This is a genomic window from Comamonas sp. w2-DMI, assembly GCF_040187735.1.
In the GTDB taxonomy this organism is placed as follows: domain Bacteria; phylum Pseudomonadota; class Gammaproteobacteria; order Burkholderiales; family Burkholderiaceae_C; genus Comamonas; species Comamonas terrae.
This window is the reverse complement of the sequence record NZ_JBANEL010000003.1, coordinates 33022-47441: the sequence shown is the minus strand read 5'-3', so window position 1 is coordinate 47441 and position 14420 is coordinate 33022. Positions and strand designations below refer to the sequence as shown.

The window sequence follows — 14420 nt, the reverse complement described above, 5'->3', positions numbered from 1 at the left end:
TCAATTGTCTGGCGGCGCTGCCGCCGCAAGCGGCCGGCCCGCAAGCCCGAAACCAATCGCCTCACGCTTCGCTCAGGCGCCGGTCCCTGGTCCTGGCCTGATAGGCACGCGCCTTTTCTGCGTACATGGCCTGGTCCGCGCGCTGCACGATGGACTCTATGGGCGTGCCCTCGTGACCGCAGGCCATGCCCATGGACACATGGATGGTGTGCCCCGGATAGAACTGGTTGTTCAATTCCAGCAGCGACAGGATCCGCTCCTGCACGGCCTGGGCGCCCCGCTCGTCGGTCGCCGGCAGCAGCACCATGAACTCGTCGCCGCCAATGCGGGCCGCACAGGCCGGCGCATCCACGGCCTTGGCCAGCACTTCGCCCATGCGGCGCAGCATGGCATCCCCTGCCGCATGTCCATGTTCGTCATTGACGCCCTTGAGGCCATTCATGTCTATGGCAATCAGCGACAGCGGCCAAGGCCCCTTGCGGGACAGGCGATTGAGCTCCTCCGTATAGAAAGCCCGGTTGCGCAGCTGGGTCAGTACATCATGCTTGCCCAGGTACTCCAGATAGGCCTCGGCCTTCTTGCGGGCCGTAATGTCCACCAGAGACAGCAGTACCAGACCCCAGTTCTCCATATGGCTGGACATGATGGAGAACTCCAGGTGGATGTGGAGCACGTCGCCGGTCAGCGCGTAGTTCACAACCTCCCGCTGCTGCACCAGCTTGCCGTCCCACAGGTCCTGCAATTGCTCGGCAAACGACTCATACATCTCCCCGCGGAAGATCTTGGGCAGGTTTTGCAGCAGCTGGGCCTTGCTCTGCGCACCGAACATCTGCAGCGTCTGCCGGTTGACGTCGAGGACGTGGATTTCCTGCATGCACCGCGTGACGAATTCCGGATGCACCTTCAGGAAAGTGCGAAAGTCGCTGATCCCCCTTGCCCGCACTTCATCGAGCAGCCGCTTGACCTCGCGGAAGTCCTCCACCCATAGCGATACGGGCGAGTACTCGAACAGGTCCCTGGCATATTGCTCGCTGCGCTGCAACTGCAGCGTGCTCTGCACTTCGGCGGTGACATCTTCCAGCGAAACCAGTACCCGGCTCCAGCTATCCTCATAGCCGGGTAGCACCCGGGCCCGCACCTGCACATCCAGCCGCCGCCCATCCAGCGCATAGTTGACCGACCGGGTCTCGAAGCTGAGCTGCCCCTGCCATAGCGCGAGCAACTCGCTCACGATGCTATCGAGCATGTCACCGCGAAAGACTTCATGCAAACGGCCTTGCAATGTCTGCTGGTCGGGAGCCTTAAACAAATCCAGGGTGTATTGGTTGACGCGCAGGACCTTGTAGGACTGGCTGCAACGCGCCAGCTGCTGCGGGTCTTCTCGCAGAAATGCAAGCAGGTCCACAACCCCGTTGGCTCGCCATTGATCGAACAACTGCCTGAGCTCGCTGTAATCCTCCATCCAGAGCGATACAGGAGCAAGGTCGAACATGTCTTCGAAGTCCAGACCTTCTGCGAGTGAATTTGTCACAAAGAACACCTCCACTCACAATTATTGCCGACATGGCCATGCGGGCGGGCCCATCGCATGAACGCAGCGAAGATCTGACACGGACATTGCCCGAAGGAGCCGAGCCAAGCCGGGCGCCGGTTGGGAAGAGAGAGACCTATCTCTTGAACTGGGAATGCAGGCTTACCAGACGCTTGGCCAATGTTTCCGCGTCATAGGCCATCGCATAGACAGAAGTCGTGCCGATGCTTACATGCTCATACCAGAGATGAAGCGCCTCGACGCCCGCCCTGACGCCGACAGCCCCTTGCCGTATGGCTGCCGAAATCGTTACAGCTTGAAATTCGGCAATCTCATTTCTTCCATCAAGAATCCGGGCGCTGTAGATGCCTGGGTCCGTTTGATCGATGTGCAAGGAAATGATCATGCCTTGATGGTAGGGCATGACTGACGTGCGAGCGACTAACTTTTGGCAATGGAATAAGAATAATTCTTGGTTTTAACTATCACATCAAATATCCCTGAGCGACTCAAGAACGACACATGCTGCAACAGTTATTCCATCAAACCATATAAGGCCGACCGGCCATCAAGAATAGCTCCTACGACCTTTCCATCGGCTTGTCACCAATATTGAACAAGGTTTGCCCGATCCAGAACCACCCGATTTTCAGATGCCTGCATGGCACATTTTTTCTGCAGGCTCCACGGGGGATTGAAGCAACACAAGCAGTATTCCGTCCGTCTATTCGATTCGCCGAGTAAAACATGCCAAACATCCAATACAACGTACAGGAAAAAAACAAAAAAGACGTGCTGGGCTCCATGCCTGATTCTTCCAGCGCATCCTATGCCGATCATTCACGGCTGCTGACCGCTTTCGATCACTTTGCCAACAAGGTCACGCGCTGGGCAGGGACACCCATCGCATTCTGCGCAGCACTGGTCGCAGTGTGCATATGGGCAGCGGTGGGCCCGATGTTCCATTACTCGGAGACTTGGCAGCTGGTCATCAACACCGGCACCACCATCGTGACCTTCCTGATGGTCTTCCTCATCCAGCAAAGCCAGAACAAGGACAGCGTGGCATTGCACCTCAAACTCAACGAACTGCTGGCCGCCAGCAAAGTGGCAAGCAATCGCATGATCGGTATCGAAGACCTTGATGAAGAACAGCTGCGCGAAGTGGCAGCCTTCTATGACAGCCTGGCTGCCCGGGCGCGCAAGGCGGGCAAGGACAAGGAATGCCACTCCATCGATGATGACGATTCAAAGCCCGTCGACTTCTAGCTGCATATGCGCAGGACTCCTCGCCCTCCGCATTACGCTCGCAATCGTGCCATGGCCTCGCGCTTGCCCATTTTGAGAATTGCCTGAAGACGTTCCAGCTGCGCTGCGCGCGGCATCACTTTGCCGCTTTCCCAGCGACTGACGGAAAGAGTGGATGCCTCCAGCAAGACGGCCATGGCCTGTTGGGAAATTCCCAGTTTCTTCCGTTTGGCAACCAGCATCTGCGCATTGAACTTGAAGCGACTCGCTTTGGGGGCCGCTTCCTCGGCAGCCTGGGAAGCCGCTTTTTCATTGGCGCCGGCCCGGACCATATCTCTTCTTGCAGTTTTCAAGTCGGAAGCCAATTTCTTGATTTCCTGCTTCAGCGCCACGATCTCGGCCCGCTGGGCCGCAGCGGCCTTTCGCAGGACTTCGAGTTCCGCTTTGATTTCCTTGCGCGCCACACGCGAAACTTCAGTCCGGAATGCATCAGAAAAAGCAGTCATCATTTCACCCCCTTGTGATGTACTGTACAAAGCTCATCCGTCCATGTGAAGCGGTAGCCGAAACCGCAAGGCGCAACGCCATGCATATACAAAGATGGCAAGGTTTTTCTGGCATCCCTCTGCCCGGCATCTTGTGCCGCCACCCCGCGATACCGGCACAGAGTACTCGGGCACCAGCAACGGCCAAGCTCGTTCTATTGAAAGAAGGTTTGCATTTGCCATCGTCGCATGCAGCCTCACCCCCGCATGCCATTCCGCAGCGCCACCATCAGAGCCATGTTTCAGCAAACTTTAAGACGCCGGCGCGACGCTTGCGGCTGAGTCGCTTCATGGAAGCCCAGGTCTATCCATGGCTTCCATGCAGACACTCACGCCAGGCCACAGACGGCAAGCGTTCTCGCACCGACATGAAGGCATCGAAAGCATTCGCCACTTCGATGCACGCATCCGATGCAAAGGATCACACAGGAAATACCATATGAAAACATATACGGCCTCATACAAGGAATTGCTGGCACAGCGTGCGGCACTGGAGCAGCAAATTGCTGCCGCCCGTGAAGCAGAGGTCACCGAAGCAATACATCAGGTCCGGACCTTGGTAGAGAGTTTCGGTCTCACCCATGAAGATGTTTTTCCTTCAGCCAGGAAGAGGCGCACGACTGGCTTGGTAGCTCCGAGATACCAGGATCCGGCGACCGGCCATACCTGGACTGGCCGCGGCAAGCCGCCTGTCTGGATCAAGGACAAGGACCGCACGCAGTTCGAAATCCAATGAACTCTGGAAAAAATGGCCTTGAAGGCCATTTTTTCCAATACGTCAGCGCTTTATGCCATCACTCGGCACCACCGCTTCCTCGCATGGCGTTGAAAGCGTTTTCTGCCCTCTACAGCAAGTGGCTCTTCCAATTCTTCAGATACACGGCTGAAAAACCGAGGTAACGGCAAGCATACAAAGCCATATCCATTGGTGCGACGTACGTATTTCGAGCATCAGGCCACAGTGAACCTCTACGTCTATGGATCTTTCGATGCCTCGTCTGCAAGCATCACTGCACCACTGACTGCTGCACTCCCGAATGCGCCGACCACGCTTCCCAAGGCACTCCCCACCACCGCCCCCACCGGGCCGGCAACTGCAGCGCCGATTGCAGCACCGGCCGCCATGCCTGCAACCGCTGCGCCACCCGCCATGCTGGTCCGCGCCTCCCGCGCCGCTTCCGCGGGAGACAGCCGGAACTGAGCACCGGCGTCAGCATCCTGCGACGGAACACCATGCCCGGGTTTGGCCTGTTCGAGCAGGTCGGGGTCCACCGGCTTGTCGGTATGGCGCGGAAAGTTGCTCCTTCTCATCAGCAGGCCTTTCGAATTCCATAAAGCAGATGCTCCCATCCATCCCTACAACGATTCCAGGGAGATAGCCGCTCTTCATCGAAGTCCTGCAGGCTTCCCGGTTGCCGGAGCCGGTCCCGGAGCACCGTAGTCATGCGGACAGCTGCAGCCCGCTCCGTTTTCAGCCCGCTTGCAGCCAGTAAGACACAAAAGAAAAAACGCGCCAGGCTGCAAGCACTGGCGCGTTTTCTGATTTGGGGTGGCTGATGGGACTCGAACCCACGACAACAGGAATCACAATCCTGGACTCTACCAACTGAGCTACAGCCACCGTAGAAGCAATGATTCTACTGTAAAAACATCGCCTTTCGAGGCTTGCAAAGCAAGTACGACTTTTGGCAATGTAAAACGCCTCATGGTGCATGAGGCGCTTTTTTCTGATCTGGGGTGGCTGATGGGACTCGAACCCACGACAACAGGAATCACAATCCTGGACTCTACCAACTGAGCTACAGCCACCGTAGAAACATCTATTGTACTTCAGGAAAATCAGTCCTCAGTCGAACTTCGAACTAATTTCCCAATTCAGTTCAAGGCCGGGCCACTTTGATCTGGACCTTCAGCTGTTTCTTCAGCAGCTCGTAATATGCCATCACTTCGGCCAGCGACGACCACTGCACGAATTGGGCCCGCTGCTGCTCCAGCAGCTGGGCGTCCGTCGCGGGGCGCTCCACAATGCGGCCGACCTTCACCACGGCATAGCCTTCGGAGCCCAGGTCCACGCCCACCCAGGAAGGCAGTGCGGCCGTCGACGCGCTCAGCGCCGCATCCACGACCTCTCGCGGCAGATTCTGGGGCTGGTCGCGGCTCACGGTCACGGCAGCGGCCAGCTGCGCGGCATCAGGCTTGGCCTTCCAGACGGCCAGCTTGCTCTGGCCTTCCTGGCGAGCCAGTTCGGCCGACTTCTGTGCCACATACAGCTGCTTGAGCTTGTCGCCCACCTCGTTCATCGGCAAGGTGCGGGCCGCCGAATATTGCGTCACGCGGCCGGCGGCCAGGCTGTTGGGAGCCAGCTCCACCGCGTCGGTATTACGCTTGTTTTCCAGCGAATCCTTGGAGAACAACGCCTCCAGGAAACGGGCATTGGCCAGAGGGCCTTGCGCGCCTGCAGAAGGCTGGCGGGTCACATGGTCAACCTTGTGGATGGTCAGCTTGAACTTGTCGGCAACGGGCTGCAGGCTGTCCGACTGCTCGTAGACGCCATTCGAGAAGGCTTCGGCCATTTCGGCGAATTTGCGCTGGGCCTGCTGCATCTTGAGCTCGGCCTCCAGCTTGGGACGCATTTCCTCGAACGAAGGCACCTTGGGCTTTTTGATGCCGGTCAGCTCGATGATGTGGTAGCCGAAGTCGGATTCGATCACATCGCTGATCTCGCCTTCCTTCATGCCGAACACGGCATCCTCGAACGGCTTGACCATGGCGCCGCGGCCAAAATACCCCAGGTCGCCGCCGGAAGCCGCGGAGCCCGGATCCTGCGAGTTGGCCTTGGCCACTTCCGCAAAGCCCTTGGGGTTCGCACGTACCTTGGCCAGCACTTCCTCCGCCCTGGCCTTTGCCTTGGCACGATCGGCCGCCGGAGCATCCTTGGCGGCATTGATCAGGATATGGCTGGCACGCCGTTCTTCAGGGCCGGCCAGACGTTCCGCGTTTTCCTTGTAATAGGTGCGCAGATCGTCTTCGCTCAGCGTGATCCCGGCCTCCACGGCAGCCAGATCCAGCTGCACATATTCCACCGAAGCCTCTTCGGGCTGCTGGAAGCGGCTGGTATGGGCATCGTAATAAGCCTTGAGCTCGGCCTCCGAAGGCTGCACCTTGTCGGCGAACGCCTTGGCATCGAAGCGGGCCACCTGCACTTCCCGGCGCTGGTACAGCGCATCCATGGCCTGCTTGAGCTCCGCATCGGTCGTGAACACCGTGCCGGAAATGCCGCCCAGCACCTGGTTGAGGGCCAGTTCATTGCGCAGATTGGCTTCGAAGCCTTCGGGCGTCATGCCCTGCGAGCCCACGAGTGCCTTGTAGGCCTGTGCGTCCAGCGAGCCATCGGGCTTGCGCAGGGCAGCAATCGCGGGAATCTCCTGCAAGGTGCGCACCAACTGCTCGTCGGTCGTGGTCAGATGCAGCTTCTTCACGGCCGCCGCCAGCACGCGGTTGCGCACCAGCTTTTCCAGCGTGGCGTAGCGGGCCTCTGGCGAGTCCAGCAGCTTCACATCCATGTTGGGATTCTGGGCGCGCAGCCTGTCGCTTTCCATGCGATGCGCATTGTCCCAATCCTGTTGCGTGATGTCATGACCATCCACCCGGGCCACGGTCTTGCTCGACTCCGTGAAATAGTTCTGGTTGATCCCGACAAAGATGAAGGAGGGAATGATCAGCAAGAACAACAAGATCATCACGAACTTGGAATGCTTGCGGATGGATTCGAACATGGTCTATCTTTCTGCGGCAGCAAAAACAAAGGCGAACTTGCGTTCGCCTTCGGTATTGTTCAGTGGTGAAGCCATCAGGCACGCCCGAGATACGCCACAGACCGGGTCTCTACAGAGCATCAAAGCGCCACAGCATGTGCCATCCAACCTCCACCAACGGGTTAGGCTAATCTGGAGCATTCTACCTGCGCGCCCTACGGTTGCCGCTGCCCGCTGTTGCATGGCCGTCATAAAACCGGATTTGCTCCATATCGCGGGACAGTGCCTGGCAACAATGCAGAAACGAAAAAGCACCTGGAAACTCCAGGTGCTCTTCAATGTTTTGGTGGTGGGTGCTAACGGGGTCGAACCGCTGACCTACGCCTTGTAAGGGCGCCGCTCTACCAACTGAGCTAAGCACCCCACCGAAAACCGGTTGTCAGTTCAGGGCATCCTTCAATGCCTTGCCCGGACGGAACTTTGGAACCTTGGCGGCCTTGATCTTGATGGTGTCGCCGGTGCGGGGATTGCGGCCGGTGCGGGCAGCACGCTTGCCGACGGCGAATGTGCCAAAACCAACGAGCGATACTGTACCACCTTTTTTCAGCGTCTTTTTCACTGCGTCGATGGTGGAATCCAGTGCACGCGCAGCAGCGGCCTTGGAAATGTCGGCGTTGGTAGCGATGTGCTCAATCAGTTCGGTTTTATTCACAAGATGCCTCTCGAGAAATAAGTGAATGGAATGCCTCTGTGGCCGCAAATTTGGCGCAACCAGATGACCGGTGCGGACAGATACGGAATCTGGCTTGCTGCTCATCTGCACTGCCTTGCGACATCTGCATTCGGCTTGAAGCCATGGACTTTCCACATGTCAATTCGCGCTGCGCATCACAGCGACAAGATTTGATTCTATGCGGTTTTGCGGGCTTTTTCGGCTTCGCAAGTGGCTTTTTTGCTGGGTGCGGCGTGTCGGCTTCACGGATTGACAAGGGTTCACAAAGCATCCGGCTTTTCCCGCACTCGCCGGCGCGCCGTCCACGCACTGCCGCAAAAGCGGCAAATACTCACAAAACAATAGCAAAAATCGATTGATGAACAAGCGCTTCAAGGGATTTCGATGCAGCTCAGTGCGAGATGCGGGCGCGGATCTCGGGCAAAGCTTTCTGCAGGTAATAGACCATGGACCAGACCGTGAGCACGGCCGCGATCCAGATCAGCCCCTGTCCCCAGACGCCGGTATCGAAGCCGCGAAACAACACGCCGTCATAGAGGAGGAAGGGAATGGCCACCATCTGCGCCGTGGTCTTGAGCTTGCCCAGCATATGCACGGCCACGCTCTTGCTGGCACCGATGTGCGCCATCCATTCGCGCAGCGCGGAGATGGCGATCTCGCGCCCGATGATGATCAGGGCCACGAACACGTCCGTGCGCTGCAGGTGCACCAGCACCAGCAGCGAAGCGCAGACCAGGAACTTGTCGGCCACCGGATCAAGAAACGCGCCGAACGCCGAGGTCTGGTTGAGCTTGCGTGCCAGGTAGCCGTCGAGCCAGTCCGTGGCGGCGAAGACGATGAACATCAGCGTGGCAATCAGATTGCGCGTCGCAGGCTCCAGCGGCGTATAGAACACCCCGACGATGAGCGGAATCGCCACGATCCGCGTACAGGTCATCAAGGTGGGGATGGTCAGAAACATGGGCGCCATTGTGTCACGGGCGCGGGCTCCGGGCATGCGTCAAGACCGACGTGAAACGCACAAAGCAACACATCGCACGGGTGCTGCGTGCCCTACCGCAGCGGCATGCCTCAATGCAGCGCACGGTAGATGTCTTCGGCGAGACTTGCGGAGATGCCGTCCACCGTCATCAGGTCCTCCACGCTGGCCTCTGCCACGCCGCGCACGCCGCCAAAGCGCTGCAGCAGCCGGGCACGCTTCTTGGGCCCGACGCCGGGGATTTCCTCCAGCTGCCCGCCGCCCACGCGCACCTTGGCCCGCGCCGCGCGCATGCCGGTGATCGCGAAGCGGTGGGCCTCGTCGCGGATCTGGGCCACCAGCATGAGCGCTGCGGAGTCGTGGCCCAGGTAGACCTTGTCACGCCCATCGGCAAAGACCAGCTCTTCCAGGCCGACCTTGCGGCCCTCGCCCTTTTCCACGCCGACGATGCGCGACAGGTCCAGCCCCAGCTCGGTGAACACTTCGCGTGCCATGCTGACCTGGCCCTTGCCGCCATCCACCAGCACCAGGTCGGGCAGGCGCGGCTGCTTGCCAGTCAGCTCCGCCCCGCCCGCTTCGCGCTGGGCTTCGGCCACGGGCCGGTAGCGGCGCGTGAGCACCTGGCGCATGGCCGCGTAGTCGTCCCCTCCCGTGATGCCTTCGATGTTGAAGCGGCGGTATTCGCTGCTCTGCATCCGGTGGTGATGGAACACCACGCAGGACGCCTGCGTGTTCTCACCGCTGGTGTGCGAGATGTCGAAGCATTCGATGCTCAGCTCGTCGAGGTTGTCCACGGGCAGGTCCAGCGCCTCTGCCAGGGCCCGCGTGCGCGCCTGCTGCGATCCTTCCTCGGCCAACAGCCGCGCGAGCTGGATGTCGGCATTCTTTTGCGCCATCTCCAGCCAGATGCGGCGCTGCTCGCGCGGCTGCTGCACCACCGTGATGCGCACGCCGCTCTGCTCGGTCAGCAGCTCCACCAGCTTTCGGTCCACCGGGTGGCTGACGATCAGCGTGGGCGGCACGGCCACGCCCACATAGTGCTGCGCGATGAAGGCATCGAGTACCAATTCTTCCACCGGACGTGCGGCAGCGGCCGCATCGAGTTCCTGCTCACTCGAATACACCGAGGCTGCATCGCCCAGGTTGGCCGGGAAATACGGCCGGTCGCCCAGATGCCGGCCGCCGCGCACCATGGCCAGATTCACGCAGGCGCGCCCGCCCTGCACCTTGACGGCGAGGATGTCCACGTCCTTGTCGTCGGCAGTCTCGATGGACTGCTGGTGCAGCACGCGCGACAGCGCGGTGATCTGGTTGCGCACCTCGGCCGCCTTCTCGTATTCGAGCTTTTCCGCATGCTCCATCATGCGTGCCTCCAGTTGCCGCATCAGCTCCTGGGTTTCGCCGCGCAGCATGGCCTCGGCATTGCGCACGTCGAGCGCATAGGCCTCGGGCGAAATCAAATCCACGCAAGGCCCTGTGCAGCGCTTGATCTGGTAGAGCAGGCAGGGACGGCTGCGGTTAGCAAACACCGTGTCCTCGCAGGTGCGCAGGCGAAACACCTTTTGCAGCAGCTGCATGCTTTCCTTAACGGCCCAGGCGCTGGGATACGGGCCGAAGTAGCGGTGCTTCTTGTCGACGGCACCGCGGTAATAGGCCATGCGCGGGAAGGTCTGGAAGGCGGGCTCGCCGTCCTTGCCGTCGCGCTGCGCCACCCCAGTGATCTTCAGATAAGGGTAGCTCTTGTCGTCCCGGAACAGGATGTTGTACTTGGGATGCTGGGTCTTGATGAGGTTGTTTTCCAGCAGCAGTGCCTCGGCCTCGGAGCGCACCACCGTGGTTTCCATGCGTACGATCTTGCCGACCATGTGGCCTATGCGCGTGCCGCCATGGTCTTTCTGGAAATAGCTGGAGACGCGACGCTTGAGGTTGATGGCCTTGCCCACGTAGAGCAAGGTGCCTGCGGCGTCGAAATAGCGGTACACGCCCGGCAGCGGCGGCAGCGCCGCCACCTGGGCCAGCAGTTCATCGGAATGCGAGGAAGACATGGTCGCTATTGTCCGCGCATGCGGGTACCCCTGGCACCGCAGTCCGCCCGCGGACGGGAGCCGGCCCGCGCTCCGCCGTACATCGCTTCAACAAGAATAGCTGCTGACGCTTCATAGGCAAGCGATTCAGCCATTTTCCATGCAAAAAAAGCCCGGATGACCCGGGCCTTTTGCCATGCCGGCAGCCGGCTTACTCGGCCTCGATCCTGGAGGATTTCACCACCTGGGCCCAGTTCGCGTATTCGGTCTTGACCATGGCGCCCAGCTGTTGCGGGTTCATGTAGTCGGCCGTGGCACCCTGCTCCTCGGCTTTCTTTCTGAAGGCCGGGTCTTCCACCACCTTCTTGAGATCGGCCGTCAGCTTGTCGATCACGGGCTGTGGCGTGGCCTTGGGCGCGAACACGGCAAACCACGAGGTGGCATTCACGCCGGGGTAGCCGGCTTCGGCCGTCGTCGGCACATTGGGCAGGCTGTGCAGGCGCTGCTTGCCCGTCACGGCCAGCACGCGCAGCTTGCCGCTTTGCACATGGGGCATGAAGGGCGGCGCGGTGCCGAAGGTCAGGTCCACCTGGCCCCCCAGCAGGTCCTGCAGCGCGGGACCCGTGCCCTTGTAGGGAACGTGCACCATCTTCACGCCGGCCTGCTGCTCCAGCATGGCGCCCGTCACATGCTGCAGCGAGCCGTTGCCCGAGGAGGCGTAGTTGAGCTTGCCCGGATGGGCCTTGGCGTAGCTGACCAGTTCGGCCAGCGTCTTCACCGGCAGCTCGGCGCGCACCACGATGATCTGCGGGGCCGACAGCACATTGGCCACGGGCGCGAAGTCGCTCTGCTCCCAGCTCCTGGCCTTGACCAGATGGGGCGAGATCACGTGGTAGCCCGAGTACTGCATGAGCAGGGTGTAGCCGTCGGGCTCGGCCCGCTTGACCAGGTTGGCGGCAATGGCGCCGTTGCCGCCGCCCTTGTTGTCCACCACCACGGATTGGCCCAGCACCGGGGCCAGGGCCTGCGCCGCCATGCGGCCGGCCAGGTCGGTGGTGCCGCCCGCGGCGGCCGGCACGATCATCAGCACGGTCTTGCTGGGATAGCCACCCTGGGCCAGGGCCTGGCCGGCCGGCAGGCCCAGGGCCAGGGCAGCAGCTGCTGCTGCCAGGTGAATGCGTCGACGTTGAATGCGCATGGAAATGTCTCCTTGTTGATGCCGATGTGATTTTTTTGTGGTGCAGGCGAAAGCCCTGTGCGGCGCCTCCCCCGAGACTCCGCACGCCGACATGCGCCGACAGCTTGCCGGCGCGGCCGTTCAGGCCCTGGCCAGGGCACGTTCCCTGATGTCCGCGAAATCGGCAGGCGGCTGGTGCAGGTCCCAGCGCGTGCCGGCCTTGGCGATCTGGCTGGGCGTCTCATGCCCGATCAGCTCGGGCAGCGCGCGCGCCGCGGCCACGATCTGCGCCAGCTCCACGCCCGTGTCGTAGCCCATGAGCTGCAGCGCGTGCACGATCTCCTCGGTGCAGGCGTTGCCCGAGGCACCGGGCGCATACGGGCAGCCGCCCAGGCCGCCGATCGAGGCATCGAAGCGGTCCGCGCCCGCATCGATGGACGCCAGAACATTGGCCAGCGCCATGCCGCGCGTGTTGTGGAAATGCAGCGTCAGGCCCAGCGCGGGCCAGCGCGCCTTGAAGGCCCGGACCAGTTCATGCACCTGGCTCGGATAGGCCATGCCCGTGGTGTCGCACAGCGTGATGCCCTGCACGCCCAGATCGGCAAAGCGCTGTACCCAGTCCAGCACTTCGGCCTGCGGCACCTCGCCCTCCATGGGGCAGCCGAAGCAGCACGACAGCGAGACATTGACCGGCACGCCGGCCTGCTGCGCCGTGGCGATGACCTGCCGCAGCGAGGCGAACGATTGCCTGCGCTGCATGCGCAGATTGCAGAGGTTGTGCGTCTCGCTGACCGACATGACGAGGTTGAGTTCGTCCGTGCGGGCCTCGATGGCGCGCTCGGCACCGCGCACATTGGGCACCAGCGCCGTGTAGACGGTGCCGGGCCGGCGCTCTATCTCGCGCATCACGATCTCGCCGTCGCGCAGCGCGGGAATGGCCGTGGGCGAGACGAAGGCCGTGACCTCGATCTTGGACAGGCCGGCTTGAGACAGCGCATTGACCAGCGCGATCTTGTCCCCGGTAGGCACGAAGGCCTGCTCCATCTGCAGGCCGTCGCGCGTGCCGACCTCGTTCATGAAGATGCGCCGGCCCGCGCCCTGCCAGACGGAAGTGTGGAATGCTGCGGTGCTCATTGGATGATGCCCTTTTCACGCAGCTGCGCGATCTGCGCGGCCGTCAGGCCCACCTCGGCCAGCACGGCGTCGGTGTCGTCGCCCACATGGGGGGCGCTGGCGCGCACCGTGCCCGGCGTGAGCGAGAGCTTGGGCACGATGCCGGGCACCTCGAGGTCGTAGCCGTCGCGCGTGCGCTGGGTCAGGATCATGTCGCGGGCGCGGTAGTGCGGGTCCTCGGCAATGTCGCGCGCCGTATAGACCTTGCCGGCGGGCACGCGGGCCTTGGCCAGCTCCTGCATCACGGCATGCACGGTGCGGCCATGCGTCCAGTCGCCGATGGCCGCATCGATCTCGGCCACGCGTGCCACGCGGCCCGCGTTATGGGCCAGGTCGGGCGCATCGGCCAGATCCTGGCGGCCTATGGCTGCCATCAGGCGCTTGAAGATGGAGTCGCCGTTGCCTGCCACCAGCACCCAGCCATCCTGGCAGGGATAGGCATTGGACGGGGCGATGCCCGGCAGCGCGCTGCCTGCGGCCTCGCGCACGGCGCCGAAGGCGCTGTATTCGGGAATCAGGCTTTCCATCACGTTGAACACGGCCTCGTGCAGGGCCACATCGATGACCTGGCCCGGGCCGCCGTTCACCTTGCGGTGGTACAGCGCCATCATCACGCCGATCACGCCATGCAGCGCGGCCAGCGTGTCGCCGATCGACACACCCACGCGCACCGGCACGCGGCCGGGTTCGGCCGTCAGATGGCGCAGGCCGCCCATGGCCTCGCCGATCACGCCGAAGCCCGGCAGGTCGCGGTAGGGGCCTGTCTGGCCATAGCCCGAGATGCGCAGGATCACCAGGCCGGGATTGATGGCATGCAGCGCCTCGGGCGACATGCCCCAGCCTTCCAGCGTGCCGGGACGGAAGTTCTCGACCAGCACATCGGCCTCGGCGATGAGACGGCGGGCCACGTCCTGGGCTTCCTTCTGGCGCAGGTCCAGTGCCACCGAGCGCTTGTTGCGCGACTGCACCTGCCACCAGACGGAGGTCCCCTCCTTGATCAGCCGCCAGTTGCGCAGCGGGTCGCCCGCGCCGGGGGCCTCGATCTTGATCACGTCGGCGCCGAATTCGCCCAGCGTCTTGCCGCAGAACGGGCCGGCGATCAACTGCCCCATTTCCACCACCTTCACGCCTTGCAGCGCGCTGGGGGTATCCACGGGCGTGGCGGGATTCCTGATGTTGCTTGCGTTCATCCAGTTGTCTCTCTTGGCGCCATGTCTCCAGGCGAAACATGGCTTTCGGGCCATCTTGCCTCGGG

13 protein-coding genes and 3 tRNA genes are annotated in these 14420 nt (G+C 61.7%); 2 read left to right on the top strand and 14 right to left on the bottom strand.

The annotated features are described in order from the left end of the window. Window positions 1-61: 61 nt before the first annotated feature. The gene (locus V8Z74_RS04660) at window positions 62-1492 is read right to left on the bottom strand and encodes a sensor domain-containing diguanylate cyclase (RefSeq protein ID WP_502879457.1); all 1431 of its coding nucleotides are present in this window, start codon (window positions 1490-1492) and stop codon (window positions 62-64) included. A 175-nt stretch (window positions 1493-1667) separates the two neighbouring features. Then, the gene (locus V8Z74_RS04655; RefSeq protein WP_066471932.1) at window positions 1668-1937 is read right to left on the bottom strand and encodes a hypothetical protein; all 270 of its coding nucleotides are present in this window, start codon (window positions 1935-1937) and stop codon (window positions 1668-1670) included. A 341-nt stretch (window positions 1938-2278) separates the two neighbouring features. Here V8Z74_RS04655 and V8Z74_RS04650 point away from each other — a divergent pair, with 341 nt between their 5' ends. After that, on the top strand, window positions 2279-2800 hold the full coding sequence (locus V8Z74_RS04650; RefSeq protein ID WP_502879445.1) for a low affinity iron permease family protein: 522 nt from the start codon (window positions 2279-2281) through the stop codon (window positions 2798-2800). 32 nt (window positions 2801-2832) lie between these two features. Here the strand turns inward: V8Z74_RS04650 and V8Z74_RS04645 are convergent, their stop codons facing one another. Next, window positions 2833-3288, bottom strand: coding sequence for a helix-turn-helix domain-containing protein (locus V8Z74_RS04645; RefSeq protein WP_349708221.1), 456 nt, complete (start codon window positions 3286-3288; stop codon window positions 2833-2835). Between the two features lie 475 nt (window positions 3289-3763). Between V8Z74_RS04645 and V8Z74_RS04640 the strand changes: the two genes are divergently transcribed. After that, the gene (locus V8Z74_RS04640) at window positions 3764-4060 is read left to right on the top strand and encodes an H-NS histone family protein (protein WP_349708219.1); all 297 of its coding nucleotides are present in this window, start codon (window positions 3764-3766) and stop codon (window positions 4058-4060) included. A gap of 239 nt (window positions 4061-4299) precedes the next feature. Here V8Z74_RS04640 and V8Z74_RS04635 read toward each other — a convergent pair whose 3' ends face one another. The 11 genes from V8Z74_RS04635 to V8Z74_RS04585 form a co-directional block, all read right to left on the bottom strand. Beyond that, entirely contained in the window at window positions 4300-4674 is a 375-nt protein-coding gene (locus V8Z74_RS04635; RefSeq protein ID WP_349708218.1) for a bacteriocin, read from the bottom strand. Between the two features lie 195 nt (window positions 4675-4869). Then, a tRNA-His gene (locus V8Z74_RS04630) sits at window positions 4870-4945 on the bottom strand. A gap of 112 nt (window positions 4946-5057) precedes the next feature. After that, window positions 5058-5133 (bottom strand) — tRNA-His (locus V8Z74_RS04625). Between the two features lie 71 nt (window positions 5134-5204). Further along, window positions 5205-7100 carry a SurA N-terminal domain-containing protein gene (locus tag V8Z74_RS04620; protein WP_349708217.1) on the bottom strand — a complete coding sequence of 632 codons (1896 nt, stop codon included), beginning with the start codon at window positions 7098-7100 and terminating at the stop codon, window positions 5205-5207. Window positions 7101-7426: 326 nt separating this feature from the next. After that, window positions 7427-7502 (bottom strand) — tRNA-Val (locus V8Z74_RS04615). 16 nt (window positions 7503-7518) lie between these two features. Further along, on the bottom strand, window positions 7519-7791 hold the full coding sequence (locus tag V8Z74_RS04610; protein WP_066471310.1) for an HU family DNA-binding protein: 273 nt from the start codon (window positions 7789-7791) through the stop codon (window positions 7519-7521). A 412-nt stretch (window positions 7792-8203) separates the two neighbouring features. Beyond that, the gene (pgsA, locus tag V8Z74_RS04605) at window positions 8204-8773 is read right to left on the bottom strand and encodes a CDP-diacylglycerol--glycerol-3-phosphate 3-phosphatidyltransferase (RefSeq protein WP_349708216.1); all 570 of its coding nucleotides are present in this window, start codon (window positions 8771-8773) and stop codon (window positions 8204-8206) included. A 110-nt stretch (window positions 8774-8883) separates the two neighbouring features. Continuing rightward, window positions 8884-10836 carry an excinuclease ABC subunit UvrC gene (gene uvrC / locus V8Z74_RS04600; RefSeq protein ID WP_349708215.1) on the bottom strand — a complete coding sequence of 651 codons (1953 nt, stop codon included), beginning with the start codon at window positions 10834-10836 and terminating at the stop codon, window positions 8884-8886. Between the two features lie 190 nt (window positions 10837-11026). Then, entirely contained in the window at window positions 11027-12013 is a 987-nt protein-coding gene (locus V8Z74_RS04595) for a Bug family tripartite tricarboxylate transporter substrate binding protein (RefSeq protein ID WP_349708214.1), read from the bottom strand. Window positions 12014-12133: 120 nt separating this feature from the next. Continuing rightward, the gene (locus tag V8Z74_RS04590) at window positions 12134-13126 is read right to left on the bottom strand and encodes a hydroxymethylglutaryl-CoA lyase (RefSeq protein ID WP_349708213.1); all 993 of its coding nucleotides are present in this window, start codon (window positions 13124-13126) and stop codon (window positions 12134-12136) included. Then, window positions 13123-14355 carry a CaiB/BaiF CoA transferase family protein gene (locus V8Z74_RS04585; protein ID WP_349708212.1) on the bottom strand — a complete coding sequence of 411 codons (1233 nt, stop codon included), beginning with the start codon at window positions 14353-14355 and terminating at the stop codon, window positions 13123-13125. The genes V8Z74_RS04590 and V8Z74_RS04585 overlap by 4 nt, the downstream gene beginning before the upstream one ends. Window positions 14356-14420 lie beyond the last annotated feature (65 nt).

Excerpts from the sequence above, each read along its gene's own strand:
- V8Z74_RS04595 (WP_349708214.1), bottom strand. The coding sequence starts at position 12,013 with ATGCGCATTCAACGTCGACGCATTCACCTGGCAGCAGCAGCTGCTGCC.
- V8Z74_RS04650 (WP_502879445.1), top strand. The coding sequence starts at position 2,279 with ATGCCAAACATCCAATACAACGTACAGGAAAAAAACAAAAAAGACGTG.
- V8Z74_RS04640 (WP_349708219.1), top strand. The coding sequence starts at position 3,764 with ATGAAAACATATACGGCCTCATACAAGGAATTGCTGGCACAGCGTGCG.
- V8Z74_RS04585 (WP_349708212.1), bottom strand. The coding sequence starts at position 14,355 with ATGAACGCAAGCAACATCAGGAATCCCGCCACGCCCGTGGATACCCCC.
- V8Z74_RS04645 (WP_349708221.1), bottom strand. The coding sequence starts at position 3,288 with ATGATGACTGCTTTTTCTGATGCATTCCGGACTGAAGTTTCGCGTGTG.
- V8Z74_RS04620 (WP_349708217.1), bottom strand. The coding sequence starts at position 7,100 with ATGTTCGAATCCATCCGCAAGCATTCCAAGTTCGTGATGATCTTGTTG.
- V8Z74_RS04655 (WP_066471932.1), bottom strand. The coding sequence starts at position 1,937 with ATGATCATTTCCTTGCACATCGATCAAACGGACCCAGGCATCTACAGC.
- uvrC (WP_349708215.1), bottom strand. The coding sequence starts at position 10,836 with ATGTCTTCCTCGCATTCCGATGAACTGCTGGCCCAGGTGGCGGCGCTG.
- V8Z74_RS04590 (WP_349708213.1), bottom strand. The coding sequence starts at position 13,126 with ATGAGCACCGCAGCATTCCACACTTCCGTCTGGCAGGGCGCGGGCCGG.
- V8Z74_RS04660 (WP_502879457.1), bottom strand. The coding sequence starts at position 1,492 with ATGTTCGACCTTGCTCCTGTATCGCTCTGGATGGAGGATTACAGCGAG.
- V8Z74_RS04635 (WP_349708218.1), bottom strand. The coding sequence starts at position 4,674 with ATGGGAGCATCTGCTTTATGGAATTCGAAAGGCCTGCTGATGAGAAGG.
- pgsA (WP_349708216.1), bottom strand. The coding sequence starts at position 8,773 with ATGTTTCTGACCATCCCCACCTTGATGACCTGTACGCGGATCGTGGCG.